This window comes from Serratia rhizosphaerae (genome assembly GCF_009817885.1).
Lineage (GTDB): Bacteria > Pseudomonadota > Gammaproteobacteria > Enterobacterales > Enterobacteriaceae > Serratia_B > Serratia_B rhizosphaerae.
Map to the genome: position 1 here is coordinate 5,000,040 of NZ_CP041764.1, position 14,402 is coordinate 5,014,441.

General features: G+C 50.8%; 14 protein-coding genes and 2 pseudogenes. 6 read left to right on the top strand and 10 right to left on the bottom strand.

Annotated elements, in window-relative coordinates; translation table 11 throughout:
- Positions 1 to 33: 33 nt before the first annotated feature.
- Positions 34 to 261: an MbtH family protein gene (locus FO014_RS23255; protein ID WP_105230928.1), complete on the bottom strand. Its 228-nt coding sequence runs from the start codon at positions 259 to 261 to the stop codon at positions 34 to 36.
- Between the two features lie 12 nt (positions 262 to 273).
- Complete coding sequence (gene fes / locus FO014_RS23260) at positions 274 to 1,617, bottom strand: enterochelin esterase (protein WP_160031245.1); 1,344 nt, start codon at positions 1,615 to 1,617, stop codon at positions 274 to 276.
- A 214-nt stretch (positions 1,618 to 1,831) separates the two neighbouring features.
- Here fes and FO014_RS23265 point away from each other — a divergent pair, with 214 nt between their 5' ends.
- From FO014_RS23265 to FO014_RS23280, 4 genes and pseudogenes are all read left to right on the top strand, one after another.
- A complete protein-coding gene (locus FO014_RS23265) occupies positions 1,832 to 4,012 on the top strand; it encodes a TonB-dependent siderophore receptor (protein WP_160031246.1) in 2,181 nt (726 codons plus the stop codon).
- Positions 4,013 to 4,457: 445 nt separating this feature from the next.
- Positions 4,458 to 5,591, top strand: a complete 1,134-nt coding sequence (locus FO014_RS24125) for an HNH endonuclease signature motif containing protein (RefSeq protein WP_241967366.1) — start codon at positions 4,458 to 4,460, stop codon at positions 5,589 to 5,591.
- Positions 5,592 to 5,598: 7 nt separating this feature from the next.
- Positions 5,599 to 6,087: a YrhA family protein gene (locus FO014_RS23275; RefSeq protein ID WP_111737183.1), complete on the top strand. Its 489-nt coding sequence runs from the start codon at positions 5,599 to 5,601 to the stop codon at positions 6,085 to 6,087.
- Positions 6,088 to 6,300: 213 nt separating this feature from the next.
- Positions 6,301 to 7,389, top strand: a pseudogene (locus FO014_RS23280) (IS3 family transposase).
- Between the two features lie 11 nt (positions 7,390 to 7,400).
- Here the strand turns inward: FO014_RS23280 and lysC are convergent.
- Both lysC and FO014_RS23285 read right to left on the bottom strand, forming a co-directional pair.
- Entirely contained in the window at positions 7,401 to 7,550 is a 150-nt protein-coding gene (gene lysC / locus FO014_RS24305; RefSeq protein WP_425500752.1) for an Rz1-like lysis system protein LysC, read from the bottom strand.
- Complete coding sequence (locus tag FO014_RS23285; RefSeq protein ID WP_160031472.1) at positions 7,480 to 7,866, bottom strand: DUF2570 family protein; 387 nt, start codon at positions 7,864 to 7,866, stop codon at positions 7,480 to 7,482. Before FO014_RS23285 ends, lysC begins: the two co-directional genes overlap by 71 nt.
- A gap of 132 nt (positions 7,867 to 7,998) precedes the next feature.
- Here FO014_RS23285 and FO014_RS23290 point away from each other — a divergent pair, with 132 nt between their 5' ends.
- Positions 7,999 to 8,562 (top strand): hypothetical protein, encoded by a 564-nt coding sequence (locus FO014_RS23290; protein ID WP_160031247.1) that lies wholly within the window; start codon positions 7,999 to 8,001, stop codon positions 8,560 to 8,562.
- Positions 8,563 to 8,772: 210 nt separating this feature from the next.
- Here FO014_RS23290 and FO014_RS23295 read toward each other — a convergent pair whose 3' ends face one another.
- From FO014_RS23295 to FO014_RS23315, 5 genes are all read right to left on the bottom strand, one after another.
- Positions 8,773 to 9,273 carry a lysozyme gene (locus FO014_RS23295; protein WP_160031248.1) on the bottom strand — a complete coding sequence of 167 codons (501 nt, stop codon included), beginning with the start codon at positions 9,271 to 9,273 and terminating at the stop codon, positions 8,773 to 8,775.
- 5 nt (positions 9,274 to 9,278) lie between these two features.
- Positions 9,279 to 9,500 carry an HP1 family phage holin gene (locus FO014_RS23300; protein ID WP_246168041.1) on the bottom strand — a complete coding sequence of 74 codons (222 nt, stop codon included), beginning with the start codon at positions 9,498 to 9,500 and terminating at the stop codon, positions 9,279 to 9,281.
- A gap of 560 nt (positions 9,501 to 10,060) precedes the next feature.
- Positions 10,061 to 10,615 carry a DUF1133 family protein gene (locus FO014_RS23305; RefSeq protein ID WP_160031250.1) on the bottom strand — a complete coding sequence of 185 codons (555 nt, stop codon included), beginning with the start codon at positions 10,613 to 10,615 and terminating at the stop codon, positions 10,061 to 10,063.
- Positions 10,612 to 10,899 (bottom strand): DUF1364 domain-containing protein, encoded by a 288-nt coding sequence (locus tag FO014_RS23310; RefSeq protein ID WP_160031251.1) that lies wholly within the window; start codon positions 10,897 to 10,899, stop codon positions 10,612 to 10,614. The genes FO014_RS23305 and FO014_RS23310 overlap by 4 nt, the downstream gene beginning before the upstream one ends.
- Before the next feature lie 216 nt (positions 10,900 to 11,115).
- Positions 11,116 to 11,721: a DUF1367 family protein gene (locus FO014_RS23315; RefSeq protein ID WP_160031252.1), complete on the bottom strand. Its 606-nt coding sequence runs from the start codon at positions 11,719 to 11,721 to the stop codon at positions 11,116 to 11,118.
- Between the two features lie 862 nt (positions 11,722 to 12,583).
- Between FO014_RS23315 and FO014_RS23320 the strand changes: the two genes are divergently transcribed.
- On the top strand, positions 12,584 to 14,083 hold the full coding sequence (locus FO014_RS23320; RefSeq protein ID WP_111737185.1) for an AAA family ATPase: 1,500 nt from the start codon (positions 12,584 to 12,586) through the stop codon (positions 14,081 to 14,083).
- A gap of 59 nt (positions 14,084 to 14,142) precedes the next feature.
- Here FO014_RS23320 and FO014_RS23325 read toward each other — a convergent pair.
- Positions 14,143 to 14,394, bottom strand: a pseudogene (locus FO014_RS23325) (hypothetical protein).
- Positions 14,395 to 14,402 lie beyond the last annotated feature (8 nt).

Below are 14,402 nucleotides of genomic sequence, written 5' to 3' on the forward strand. Positions count from 1 at the left end.
TAAACGGAACGTGTCGGAACTTGAGCGCGCGGATTACGGCGCCGGCGTTACGCTGTTTTTCAGCGCCGCGGGGCGCATGTCCTGCCAATGGGCTTCGATAAACGCGATGCACTCGGCGCGCGTCGCCGGCCCCATCACCTCATGCCAGCCTGCCGGCACGGCGGCAAACTGCGGCCACAGCGAATACTGCTGTTGCTGGTTGATCAGCACCAAAAACGGCAGGCTTTCATCATCAAAAGGGTTTTGTTGTTCCTGAGTCATTTCCATCACCTGTTAGTCGAAATGTATGTCGTCCATATCGGAAAGCAGCCAGTGCAGTCCGTCCAGCAGCCCGCCGCGCCAGCACAGCGCGTCATGGCCGCCGGAAAATACCCGGTAGTTGACCCGATGCCCGGCGGCCTTCAGCGCCTGCTGCATCTGTTGATTCACAAATTCGATATCCGCTTCCCGGTCGCCGGCTTCCTGAAATACCGTCAGCGTGCCCGCGGCCACCCGGCCCTGACGCACCTGCTGCGTCAGCCAGCCTTCGTCAAACTCCGCGCGCCGGGCAAAATCGGTGACGTACTGCACCGTCGGCCACCAGAACGAACCGGACTGGCTCAGCACCCGGCCAAAGCGCTGCGGCCAGTGCAGCCCGGCGTACATCGCCGCCAGCCCGCCGTAGCTCTGCCCCGCCACCACGGTGCGCGCGCCGCTGTCGCTGAACGCCATGCGTTGGCGCACCAACGGCAGCAACTCCGCCTGCAGCGCCAGCCAAAAGTCGGCATTGCAGGGCAGTTCCCGCTCGCGGTGCTGGCCGTCGATCACATCAATCAGCAGATAGCAGGCCGGCGGCAGCCGACCGGCAGCCGTTTCGCGCGCCAGCACCGGCAGCAGAGGCTGGCCGTCCACCCAGTTCTGACCGTCCAGCAGGATCACCAGCGGCCGCTCAGCCGCAGAGGCGCCCTCGCCGCTGGCGTACGCCCAGATGCGGCGCTGATTGCCCAGCGTTTCGCTGCGCCACAGGAAGTGGTGTAACCGCGACGCATCAAGCGGCGGCGGCGTGGTCAGCCAGGCGCGCTGATCGGCGGCGTCCGGCCCTTGCGCCAGCGACAACGGCTGGCCGATGCGGGTCGACGCGGCGGGATAGGGATTGAGCGGATCGGCAATTGCCAGCGGGAACAGAGAGATCCACCAGGCGCGCTGCTGCTGGCGGCACTGCGCCCGATCGGCGCTGAAAACGGGGGGAAGCTGCGCATCCTGCACCGGGATCAGACTGTAACTGCCGCGCCAGTCGCGCGGCAGCAGGGTTGACCAGTGCCAGATATCCGTGCCCGGCAGACGCTGCAGCGTGCTTGGATCGGTGCTGTGGTGGTCGGTCACGCCGTTGATATCGACATACACCCGCCGGATCGGCGAACGCGGCTCATCCCCGTGCGGATCGCGCCACAGCCAGGTGAAGCGCGCCTGCTGCCGATCATGCTCTTCGACGATCGGCGTTCCCCGCTGCGCGACCTGCTGCCACCACGCCGCCTGCCCGGCCTGTTCAGCCTGCAACCACCGGCTGACCGTCCCTGCCGCTACCGTGCTCTGTGCGCTTACTGCCGCTCCCTGTCGGGCGACTGGCAAAATATGCATGTAATTCCTTACGGTAAAGTGAGGTAGTTTTACGAAGATTTACAATCGTATTGATAATCATTCTTATTTTCAATATCATTTGCGAGCTTTTTTGCTACGGCGCGTTTCGGCAAATCAGCAACGGCCGACAGGTGGGATAAACAAGGCCGTCAGCAGGCAGCGTGAGGAGTAACGCACGCCTTCATACAGCACACGTTTTTATTCAGGGGTTACAATGAGATTGAAAAACAAAGGGATAATTAGAAAACAACCGGCAACGCCGGGGCAGCTGTTCTATTTGTTATTTTCACCTTCCCTCATCCTGTTGCCGGCGCTGCCGGGCTATGCGGCGGACGAAGAGAGCATGATCGTCACGGCGCAAAGCGTGACCGCGCCGCTGAAAGGCCCGGTGGCCAAAGACAGCGCCGCCGGCACCAAAACCGCCACCCCGCTGCGCAAAACGCCGCAGGCGATTTCCGTGATTACCCGCCAGCAGATGGACGACCAGGCCGCCCTCTCCGTGTCTGATGCGCTGAACTACACCAGCGGCCTGCTGACCAACTACCGCGGCGGCTCGAACCGCAACGATGAGGTGATCGCCCGCGGCTTCCGCTATATGCCCAAGTTTCTTGACGGCCTGAGCTACGGCCTGTCCGGCCAGGCCGGCGCGGCGGGCCAGATCGATCCCTGGCTGCTGGAGCGCGTCGAGGTGGTGCACGGCCCGGCTTCCGTGCTGTATGGGCAGGTCAACCCCGGGGGCATTATCAGCATGACCAGCAAGCGCCCCACCGCCGAGAGCATCCACAAAATCCGCCTCAGCAGCGGTAACCGCCACTACGGCGAGGCGGCGTTTGATTTCGGCGGCCGGCTCAACGACGACAACACGCTGTTCTACCGGCTGAACGGCGTCGCCAGCACCCAGCATCAGTCGATGAAAGACAACAAGCAGCAGCGTCTGGCCATCGCCCCGGCGCTCACCTGGCTGCCCAATGCCGACACCAGCTTTACGCTGCTGACCAGCTACCAGAACGAACCGAAGGCCGGCTTCCGCAACTTCCTGCCCGCCAACGGCACGGTGTTCAGCACCAGCGCGGGACGTATTCCCTACGACTTCAACGTCAGCGACCCGAGCTACAACCAGGCAAAGCGCGAGCAAACCTCGGTGGGCTATATTTTCGACCACAGCCTCAACGACGTGCTCACCTTCCAGCAGAACCTGCGCTACACCAATATGGACGAGTCCTACAAATATCTGGTGTACACCTTTGACGCCGACGACCGTAACGATCATTCCATCAACCGCCGGCCGCAGCACGATAAAATCGAGTCGCAGGAGCTCGGCATCGACAACCAGCTGAAGGCCGAATTCGCCACCGCCGACGTCAAGCACACGCTGCTGGGCGGGCTGGATTACAAATGGAGCGACGTGGACAGCAAGCTGTGGCGCGACAGCGGCGATCAATACATTCTCGACTGGGCGCACCCGACCCCGGTGCATATCGATGAAAGCACCTTCAGCCTGGCCACCAGCACCCGCAAAAAGCTGGACCAGCTGGGGATCTACCTGCAGGATCAGCTGGAGTGGAACCGCTGGAACCTGCTGCTGTCCGGCCGTCAGGACTGGTCGGAAGTCCGCACGCAGGACCGCGTGGCGGACAGCAACGTGCAGCAGAACGACAGCAAGTTCAGCGGCCGCGCCGGCCTGCTGTATGCGTTCGATAACGGCCTGTCGCCGTATATCAGCTACAGCACCTCCTTCGAGCCTAACCTGAGCAGCGGTGCGCCGGGCAGCGATCCGTTCAAGCCCACCACCGGCGAGCAGACCGAAATCGGCCTGAAATATCAGCCGCCGGGCAGCAACACGCTGCTGACCCTGTCGGCCTTTGATATCACCCAGAAAAACATCACCGCCTATAACAGCGTAACCGGCTATAACGAGCAGGTCGGCAAGGTGCGTTCCAAAGGGATCGAGGCCGAAGCGCACGCGCAGCTGACGCCGGCGATCAACGTCATGGCCGCCTACAGCTATACCGATGCGGTCACTAAGGAGAGCGCCATCGGTGAGCAGGTCGGCCATACGCCCGCCAGCATTCCGCGCCACGCCGCCTCCGCCTGGGGCAGCTACCGCTTCCGGCACGGCGCGCTGCAGGGGCTGACGCTGGGCAGCGGCGTACGCTATACCGGCACCAGCTGGGGGGATTCCGAAGGCGGGTTTAAAATTCCGCACTACACCTTGTACGACCTGATGGCGAAGTATGAACTGGGCCAGGCCAGCCCGTCGCTGCGCGGCGCCACGCTGCAGTTGAACGTCAACAACGTGGCGGACAAGCACTATGTCGCCTCCTGCGGCAATACCTCGGCCTGCTTCTACGGCAGCGGCCGCAGCGTTATCGCCTCGGTGGCTTACAGCTGGTAAATATCCCGCCGGCGGCCGTGAGATCGCGGCCGCCGGCGTTTTTCGTCACCGCATCTAGCTTATCCCGACGGCGCCGCCGCCCACCGACAGTCCCAGGCACACTGCCATGGCGGGTCACTAAATTGCAAAGAAAGCGACTATCGAATCCTTAGGCACGTAAAATCAAACAAACCAATTTAATTTCAATTAATTACGCAGATATCAATGCAAAATTACGCATGCAACACCTTGCATTCCCGTTCAATAAAATCATACGGTTATCACATATCCCGTTTCTATTCGGGAAAATTTCGGCAACGAACCCACGTCCAATAAATATGATCTCGGTCATCATAAGCATGCGACCGTATCCGCTTTAACCTTGGTGGCCACCCTCGCACATTGAAACCCTGAACATAGTTAGCTATGTTACAGCCATGCCAATTAACAAGGAATGTTGAGTATCGTGAAGAGATTGCCTGGCTGCTTATACCAACCGTTCCATGGCGAACTTGCACCTGAACTGTATGACAGGATCATCATACCATCTCGTGCATGGAGCATGGTTTGCCGTGACTATACATTCGATGATAAAAGTGCCATAGGTTTTAGTAATTTTGGCTCGGATATCAAAGAACGTGCTGCCTGGAACAACGCCCCCGTTGATGAGCAAGGTTATTATGCCAAGTCGATGAAACACAACATCGAGCATGGTGACGTTGTTTATATCGACACCAAGTCGCTATGGAATCCTTTAGACTTCGCGTTTTACATCAATCACCAAGGGTTTCTAGTATCAAATTCTGGCTACAGCGCCTTTAAGCTTGATGGTGCCAATCGAATTATTCGCTATTACGAACAAGCCATTACATCACGTCGTGGGCAGGAGCGACCGGCAGCCACCGTTCGTCCTCTTCCACAGCAGCCTCAAAAGGCCAAGCAACAGCTCCATACGTTAAACAGCAAAGCGGTTGGACGGTTGTTAGCCGCAGGCGGGATATATAACCAAAATGTGGAGGGGTTTGCTGAAACAGCAAAACAGCTCGGCGGGGAGGCGGCTGATGGTTTTAGTCAGGTTGCCAACCCTCAGTCTATTGGTTCGCTGATCGCACTCTCATCTATCGTAGCCGTAGCAAAACTGCCAAACGGTAACATTGCGAATATCAAATCATTAGAAGAGTTACAACATTATTTAGGAACATACAAAAAACAACCAACACTTCTAAATAACATAGATGTATTAAAAATGAGCTATATAAAACGCCCAATGGAAGAGAGAAATATTCTGCGTAAAGAGTTTGATAATAAAGTAAGGAGAAATTTCCTTAAATCGATTTCTAATGACAAAGGGATGAGCGAACGCTTCAACCCTATTGAACGATCAGACATAGCTTCCGGAAGGCCACCTAAAGGATGGTCTGTTCACCATAAATTACCGTTAGATGATAGTGGAACTAATGATTTCAGCAACCTAACACTAATATCTAACTCTGAGCATGCCATTTTCACAACAACTCAAAGAAAAATCGTTCGCGGTATGTCACTTGACGAATCCAAAGATATTCTATGGCCAGTCCCCAAGGGAAAGGTTTACCCATGAGGTTTCTATGAAAAAAATTGAAGAGTCAGTTAATGATATCAAACGCCTGGTGCATTCGCTTGGAGTAAACACCAGCTATGTTGTTGAACCAGGATATACTGGTGACATTCCATCCATCAGTTTTACAGGAAAACAAATAACTTTAATAGCTAATTTCTGGAATGAATACCATCCATTTTTAAAATTAATGGATGGGTTTGACATAGATGGATATGAACTGTATGGAATCAGCAACAAATCGGCGGATGGAAATAAAAAAATAAATATAGAATCCGCGAACAGCTTATCAAATGAATTATCAAGTGATTATGATGAACAACTTGAAAACCTCGTAATCATTGGCGGAAATGGCACAGATATTTTTGTATGTGACCTTCAGTCCAAAAAATGGGATATGCGGGACAGCATTGCCATTGATGAGGCTTACGAGTCCCACGACTCATTTGAAAGTTTTCTGTCCTCAGTAGTAAACACGATTATAGAAAACAATTCCTAAGCAGGAAAATAGTTATAGATAGAGCCTCAAGCACTACCTATACTCTTCAGCAAGGGCAGACATAGCCCGAAAATGCCTACCTGATAGACCCGGCACCGTGGCCGGGCTTTTTGCCTGCGACACGCCCATCTATACTGTAAGCATCCCTGCAAAACGAACCATTCACTTTTAGAGATCTTCCGACATACTGATTATGTCCCTGAGGAGATCACCATGCGTAAAGCCCGATTTACCGAGCACCAGATCATCACTGTTCTGAAGTCTGTTGAAGCCGGACGTACCGTCAAAGATGTCTGCCGCGAAGCGGGAATATCTGAGGCTTCGTACTATAACTGGAAAGCGAAGTATGGCGGCATGGAAGCCTCTGATATCAAAAAGATGAAGGATCTTGAGGACGAAAACCGCCGTCTCAAACAGATGTTTGCCGACCTGAGTCTGGAAAATCGCGCGTTAAAAGACGTCATTGAAAAAAAGCTTTAAAACCAGCGATAAAGCGTGAGCTCGTCAGCTATGTGAAAGAGATGTTTTCGATGAGCGTACGCCAGGCATGCAGGACGTTATCGCTGAGCAGGACGGTGTATTTTTACCAGCCCGATACCCGGCGCGATGAGCCGGTGATCCAGGCGCTGACTGAACTGGCGGAGCGCTATCCGCGATACGGCTTTAAGAAGCTGTTCCAGTTGCTGCGCAGGCAGGGCAACAGGTGGAACCATAAACGCGTTCACCGGATTTACTGCCTGCTGAAACTGAATTTTCGCCGTAAGGGAAAGCAACGTCTGCCGGTGCGCAATCCGGCTCCTCTGGCGACGCCGGAAGCACTTAACCAGAGCTGGTCGATAGATTTTATGCATGATGCGCTGGTGTGTGGCAGACGCTTCCGGACCTTCAATGTGGTGGATGATTTTAACCGTGAAGCGCTGGCGATAGAAATTGACCTGAATATCCCGGCGCAACGCGTCGTGAGAGTGCTGGACAGGATAGTGGCAAACCGCGGCTATCCGGCCAGAACTGGTCTCACTGGCACTGGCGCAATGGGCCGAAGAACATGGTGTGTTGCTGGAATTCATCAAGCCGGGAAAGCCGACGCAGAATGCGTTTATCGAGCGTTTTAACCGGACATACCGGACAGAGATACTGGATTTTTATCTGTTCAGAACCCTGAATGAAGCGCGGGAAATTACGGAGTGCTGGCTGGCTGAATATAACAGCGAGCGGCCTCATGAATCCCTGAACAACCTGACTCCAGAAGAGTACCGGCTGATGGCTGAAAAACCGGAAATCTCAAAAAGTGCCTGGAACTAAAACCGGTGTGCTTACACCAGGGCATGGGCTCCGATATCTCCCCAGGTGCTGCCGGAAAGCTGCGGCTGTTCACAAGGTTTGAATACGGACTCAAGAGGCAGTAGAACGAGCGGCGCCGCTGTTTCCGATACCCGTTCCGCGCAGGATGTCAAGAACAGCACCAGGAGCAGCGCGGCGGGCGCAGTCGTCATTTTTAATGGCATCCTGATATTTCCTCTGGTAGTTTTCGCCCTGCTGGCGCAGCTGCTGCTCTCTCCGTTGTTGTTCTGCTATCATTGCGCGATTACGGGCGTCATCCGCGCGCAGTGTGGTGATCAGTCCTGTCTGCTGCGCCAGCGTCTTTTTCTGCTCTGCAACCTGCTGGCGTGCCAGCTCCAACCGGTGCGACAACAGCGAGCTGTAACCGCCAAGGCAGGTAGCCACCAGCAACAGAAGCGCCAGGCTGCCGCCGGTGATCTTGTTCAAGTAAGCATCCATAACCTCTTCCAATTCAAATTTATTACCTAGTCCCCAATAAATGGGAATACTCACTCCCTGTGATACAATCATCATCATTAACCTATTGCTTCAAAAGTTATTTTTCACATAAAAATAATTAGGATGATAATAATGAACACATTTAAAACCATCGTATGGCCGTGTATTACAATAATTGTTGTCTGTATTTCATGGGTGCTAATCAATGGTGACAAGGTCATTGATAACATTGAGAAGTTTAAAGTTTGGTACGGTTCCTCGGCAGCAATGGAAGGGATCTGGGACAACTCAACAGAAGGTGATATTGATCCCCCACTCTGGCTAACCAATCAAAATGAATTTGTTCAAGTTAGACTCACAGTAAAGGATTCAATTCTGGATGGTACAATTAGTTCAGAGAACCAGAGAAAGCATATTCCTTTTGACTATATCCTGTTAACCGGTAAGAAACGCCCCTTTAGAGATGTAATCGATGCTGAAGCTTTCGACTACATAGGCGGAAAACGGGTGTCTTTTGGAAAGTTTACTATAAGCATCGAAGGGGATGCGTTGGCGGTAGAGTCGTTATCTGATTCGCAAACATTTTTCCCGAAAAAATCTATGCTTATTAAGCAATCAACGATTGCTTTCCCTGAGTTGAGCGAAAATGACTCAAGTAAGCAAGATGGCAACAAGGACAAAAATCCACCAAAGTGAGTTTTGCGTACAGACCATATAAATAGCTGTTAACAGCAAAATTAAAGTCATATCCCACCTGGCTGCCCGATACTCTCGCATTGAGAGTCGGGTTCATAAAAGTGTTGCATCCTAGAAAAGGTCGCACGTAGAGCTGTTCATTATGCGAGCGTGAATTACCCAAAACCAAATACTGTATATGCATACAGTATATACAGTATTCACTCAATATCAATAGCTTTCTGATCCCCAGGTGCAGACGGTGTTTTCGACCTCACGCCGCGTGATCAGCCCTTTCCACTCTTTGCCGCCGGCATACTTCCAACGCTTCAGTTCACCGCACGCACCGGCCGGGTCGCCGGCATTCAATTTTTTCAGCATCGTGGAGCCGATAAACGCATACGGGCCAACGTTATAAGAGAACGAGTAAATCGCGGCGCGCTGGGTTTCAGTGGTTTTCACCTTGATAGCGGGTTCGACAAGGCGGGCGACTTTCTGCAGATCGGCTTTCAGTAGCGCATCACATTCTGCATCGCTGTAGCGCTTTCCATAGATGATATCGGCACCCGTGTGGCCGTCGCAGACAGTCAGCACGCCGACAACGTCGCGATATGCCACATGCCGCCGTCCCTCTAATCCATCATGGCCGCCGAGCATCGCAGTAGCGATAACGACAGCACCACCACCGCCAGTGACGGCCGCGATAATTCTGTTCCTGAGTTGTGGTGTCATGGCGGTTACTCGCTCATTGCTCTGTACGCTGCTTTTGCCCGCTCTTTGTCATAACCGACAGCAGTCAGTTTGTTCACCAGCTGGCGCTTGTAGTACCAGTTCACCCCTGCCGTGAATATTGCAACGACAATACCCACCAGCACCGCCCAATCCTGTAAGGTCATGGCCCCGGCCGCTGTCAATATCGATGCGATCCAATATGAAAGCTGGGAGCTGTACTTATCCATTCTCATACCTCCCCCTTAGCGGGGCCTGCCCCGTTGTCCGGGTGATAGAAATTGAAAAGGCCCACAGAAGTGAGCCTTTGAGTTTAATTTAACCGCTTAAGTTTGGATCCTGACAGAAAGACTGCTGGCATTGGTAATGTATGTCATCATTACAGTAGCTTCTCAAATAAGAGGCGCAGTAATATTTTTTAACTCTGGAGATAGATAATGTCCCAAGACTCACAAACTTTAACCCATTGCCCAGCTTGTAAAGCAGAAATCATCGAAGATCCGATTCAGGGGAGCTATAAATCCTACACCTGCCCTAATCACCGTAAATTTTCCATTTCGCTTACAGCGATTACAATGATGCACGCGTATCCTAATTACAGCGACACTATTGGAAACCGAATTGCTAATGCTAGAGACAATGAGAATCCAGTGCGGATCACATCGGCTGATTTGCAGTAGCAAGGACTGGAAAGCAAGAAACCCGCACTATTGGCGGGTTTCTTTTGAATTTATCGCTGCGGGTAAAACTTCGCGAAGCTTATATCAATTTACCTATTTTCCGCGCAAAGTCAACGATAAAATCGCTCACTGCTGGCACCGAACGCTTCGCTCATTGGCTGATACAACATGAACTCTGCCGCTTTTACCCACACTGCAACGCGCGTCTCACATGTGCGCAGACACCACTCCGGGCGCTTATTATGCAGGTCGGCAGCCATGGATTTCAGACTGCCCCCCTTTCCAATGTAGCGCTGCCGCAAAATATTCATCAGGCCCGGCTGTTCATGCAGAACCGAGGCCATGACTTTGTCCATTACCGCGGCTTCTTTGTCGGTACAGAACGCAAAGCTGCTTTTTTGTTTCCCCTCTAAAATATCGAGCAGGTACTGATGCAGCTCTTCTTTCTCACATCCTGATTTTTTCAGTTGCTTCAATGCCTGGGCGATCGCTGACTTCGTGACCTTTTGGCTCGATAAAAGCTGATTGAACATACTGCCGGCGCTGCCGAACTGCTCCATGCCCGACCAACGCCCCCACATTTTCAACTTACCCTGCAGCCAGATCCGTTCCAGCGCACGCAGCTGCAGGCCGTCGTTTTTGCCAATATTGTCCGGATAGATCATAGTTTCCCCTCACTTCTTAAAATTGCTTGCGTGCGGAATACCCCCTCGGCGTGCATTAGCCGCAGGTCATCGCGCGTGTATTCTGTTTTCGTTCTGCCGTCGATCGCATCGTGGCATGCGCTGCAGCCCCAGGCGCCCTGCGCATCATCAGGCTTGATTGCGGTGCCGCTGGTACCGGCCATGCGGTAGTGCGCCAGCACGGTTGTTTCTGGGTTGAAGTTGCAAACGCCGGGAACACGGATCTGGCAATCCCGACCGCGGGCTTCTTTGCGTAAATTAGCCATGATCACCCCCACATCCGGTTGCGCCAGCGCCGGGCTGGACGTGGTGGTTTTTTGCTTTCTGGCAGATATGCGCTGACCGTCCAGGTGCTGAGGTCGTGATTTAGGCTGCGCTCAACATTCACACCGCGCTGGCGATACCGAGCGACCAGCTCGTCAGCCTGTGCATTCGAGCATTCGAGCATTCGAGATGATGGAACCAAGTTTTTTTCATAGCCATCAATGCCCCTGCCCCGTATAGCTGAGCAACTGTGCGGCGGCGTTCTCTGCAGTCTGCTGATTAGGAAAAGAGCGGAACAGGATGTAGTTCCACAGTACATCGATGGTGGCTTTGTAGAGCTGGGCGAATTCGATATCGTCCATCTTTGCGAACGATACGCTGCGGGGTTCCTTGCGCACGCTGCCGTCGGGCATCTGGTATTCGGTGTAATGGCCAGATTGGATCGTTACCCAGGAGCGGAACGCCTCGAACGATTTTGTGATGGTGATATTGCCGGCGCGCTTTTCTGCAACGTCATGCAGATATTCGTCTGCGGCGGCCTGCAGTGTTTCCTCGTTGCCTGCGTAATACGCCAGAAACTTCACATACCCGGTGAGCAGCTCTTTATCGGCTGGGGATATGGCGCCGCCGGTTGGTTCCCAGTACTGGTACCCGAGATTTAGCAGCGAGAAATATTTACGGTGAAATGCCGGGTTACGCGCCTGGCTAAAATCAGCGTACAGGACAGCGCCAAACTTAACCTTGGTTTTGAGAAATTCCAGTGCGTCCGGCGTTGCCGGAACCAGCATATTTCCTGCGGATTTTACAAACGAATACTGCGCCATTGGGTGATCTCCAGTAGCGCAGCAGCTGTTCAAAAATTGAACAGGCCGGGTGCTCAGTCCGACCTATTAATTATAGCTCAATCCCGTCTGGTGACACAATCGAATAACCTGCGGATTTTGCCAAATCAATCAACGCGTTAAGTGAGGCTATATACTCGTGTTCCTTGACGATACGAGTTCCGATTATAGTACCGTATCACAGGTGATAACTATCCTACCGGTGCTTGGCAATAGATAATGAAAATCTTTAATATCAATCAATTAACTATCTCTTAATGTGTATTGCAGTGATATTGCACCAAATAACTGTGCAAATAAACAGTATTTGTTTTTGTGCCAAGCATTAAACAAAAAACCGCCTTACGGCGGTTACGTTATAGGTGAGAGGCAGACCAAGCTTGATGCGGATTACCCTTCTTCAGCACCCGTGTGCCAATTCAGATGTTACCTGAGCCTCTTGGCTTTTCACGCATTGACCATACCCCACAACAGGCATGGCGAGAGTCTCTCAGGTCACAAACCAAAGATAACAGCCCCGATACGGCCCAACCGTACCAGGCAACCCTCTTCTCGCTATCCACTCTTTTTCAGTTTACCCCTGGCTCAGGCACCTAGATGTTGTGCTCCTCGGAAGCATAAGGGGGAGTTCAAAAACTGGGTCAAAAAAACCTCCAGAACTCCGATGGGTTAACTAAGCGATAATAACATCAAATATTAAAAGAAAACAATGGGGACATGTGACAGCAAAGGTATATCATTCGACAAAAAATAATTATAAATTGAATTTTTTTACTGTATTTTTAAACATATAACACTCCCAGTAATTTACTGGTATTATAGAAAAAAACTCAAGGTTATAAACATGCCTATTACTAACCAAAAACTCCACTCAGCAACCTTTAAAAAATTAAAGAATCTTACTAACACCGAAGAAATTAATTTTGACAATACACTAATGACTGCAATTATGGGGCCAAATGGCTGCGGGAAGTCAACTATAATTCATGCGTTAGCTTGCTCTTTCAAACCATTGGAACAACCTGAATTAATCAGGGATAACTATAAATTTAGCACTCATTTCTTTTTATCTACTTCAGACTACAACTGGAGTGGGAGTGCCTTTACGCTAAAAATTTCATATAGAAATGAAAGAGCCGTTCACAACAGGGTTGAAGTTGAATATGCAAAGGTAGACCGATGGACACCAATATATGACCGACGTCCCGAAAGACATGTTGAGTACATAGGAATATCTTCCTGCGCCCCTAGGATAGAAAACGAATCAAGCATTAGCATTGTGCTATTTGAGAGAGAAGAAATAGATGTCGATTTAAAAAACTGGATAGTCGCAAAGGCTGGTTTTGTTTTCAACAAAACGTACACTGATTACTCCAAGAGACTCAAAACAAGAAAGCAATATATAGGTGTTAGATCTGGAGAGATTGAATATTCTTCTTTGGCAATGGGTGCGGGAGAGCAAAGAGTATTCTTCATGCTAGAAAAATTATATTTATCTCCTAAAGGCACACTCTTTTTGGTTGATGAAATTGATCTTTTGTTACATACTGATGCTCTTAATCGATTATTAGACGTGATCTATGAACGTGCATCAAACAAAGATATACAGGTAATTTTCACAAGCCACCGCGAGTCCATATTAGATTATCGCAAAGATCGTTTATCTATAATTCATTTATATCAGTCGCAAAATAGAACCCTCTATTTTGATAGGACAACGCCGGCTGCAATCCAGAGATTAACAGGGCAAGTTCCTAGAGATATATCTGTTTATGTCGAAGATGATCTTTCAAAATTCATCATAGAGAAAATTGCAAGTGAGTTTGGGATAAGAAGATATTTGAAGGTTAGTTTGTATGGCTGCGCATCTAATTCTTTCACTATCGCAGCAGCCTTAATCATGCAAAATAAAAACGTTGAAAACACATTAATAGTGCTGGATGGGGATGAATACCCAAATATTGAAGAAAAACAAAGGCAGATTAAATCAAAACTAAGTGGAACTGAGGTTGATAATCCACAAAAAAGAGAAAGCGCGTTGGATATAATCCGTCAATACAATCTGCAAGAAAATGAAAAGCCCGAGCAAAGAATAAGCAGATTGATATTATCTCTAAATGAAAATGACCATGAGACCTCTGAAGTTCAAAATACAGTAAGGGGTATAGTTAATCCTAGAGATACACATGATTTTGTTGATCAGGCAATAGAGCAACTAGGATACGGCAGGGAGTCTGGTTTAACAAAAATTATTGACAAAGCTGCTATTGCCGATGATTGGCCTGAGTTTACAGCACAAATAAGAGAATGGATGGAAGATATAGCGCCACGATTTAGAGAGTAAACTTAACCAAAAGCTCGCAATAAAACAACGTAAACTAAACGCAATTAAACACGTTTGGTTTACGTAATTATCCCACACCCTATTCTTCTTTTTCGCCAGTAATTCAGGCGTGTTCTGAAATGTTCGCGGTATTGCTCCGGCGCTTCTTCAATCGCCACCAGCACTTTTGTGCGGGTGATTTTCCGTGCGTACAGGTCAAGGATCAGGCCGCAGGCGCGCAGGTCGTACTGCTCCAAGTCGCGTTGTTCCTGCGTCTAAGCTCCTCGATTGAATGGCAGGCCGGGCGGTAAGTAATCCGATTGCCCGGCCATCGGTCAGA

Bases quoted from the DNA above. Each gene is read 5' to 3' on its own strand.
- FO014_RS23255 (WP_105230928.1), bottom strand. From the start codon at position 261: ATGACTCAGGAACAACAAAACCCTTTTGATGATGAAAGCCTGCCGTTT.
- FO014_RS23275 (WP_111737183.1), top strand. From the start codon at position 5,599: ATGAAAAAAATTGAAGAGTCAGTTAATGATATCAAACGCCTGGTGCAT.
- FO014_RS23300 (WP_246168041.1), bottom strand. From the start codon at position 9,500: ATGGATAAGTACAGCTCCCAGCTTTCATATTGGATCGCATCGATATTG.
- fes (WP_160031245.1), bottom strand. From the start codon at position 1,617: ATGCATATTTTGCCAGTCGCCCGACAGGGAGCGGCAGTAAGCGCACAG.
- FO014_RS23310 (WP_160031251.1), bottom strand. From the start codon at position 10,899: ATGGCTAATTTACGCAAAGAAGCCCGCGGTCGGGATTGCCAGATCCGT.
- FO014_RS23285 (WP_160031472.1), bottom strand. From the start codon at position 7,866: ATGGATGCTTACTTGAACAAGATCACCGGCGGCAGCCTGGCGCTTCTG.
- FO014_RS23295 (WP_160031248.1), bottom strand. From the start codon at position 9,273: ATGACACCACAACTCAGGAACAGAATTATCGCGGCCGTCACTGGCGGT.
- FO014_RS23305 (WP_160031250.1), bottom strand. From the start codon at position 10,615: ATGATCTATCCGGACAATATTGGCAAAAACGACGGCCTGCAGCTGCGT.
- FO014_RS23265 (WP_160031246.1), top strand. From the start codon at position 1,832: ATGAGATTGAAAAACAAAGGGATAATTAGAAAACAACCGGCAACGCCG.
- FO014_RS23320 (WP_111737185.1), top strand. From the start codon at position 12,584: ATGCCTATTACTAACCAAAAACTCCACTCAGCAACCTTTAAAAAATTA.
- FO014_RS23315 (WP_160031252.1), bottom strand. From the start codon at position 11,721: ATGGCGCAGTATTCGTTTGTAAAATCCGCAGGAAATATGCTGGTTCCG.
- FO014_RS23290 (WP_160031247.1), top strand. From the start codon at position 7,999: ATGAACACATTTAAAACCATCGTATGGCCGTGTATTACAATAATTGTT.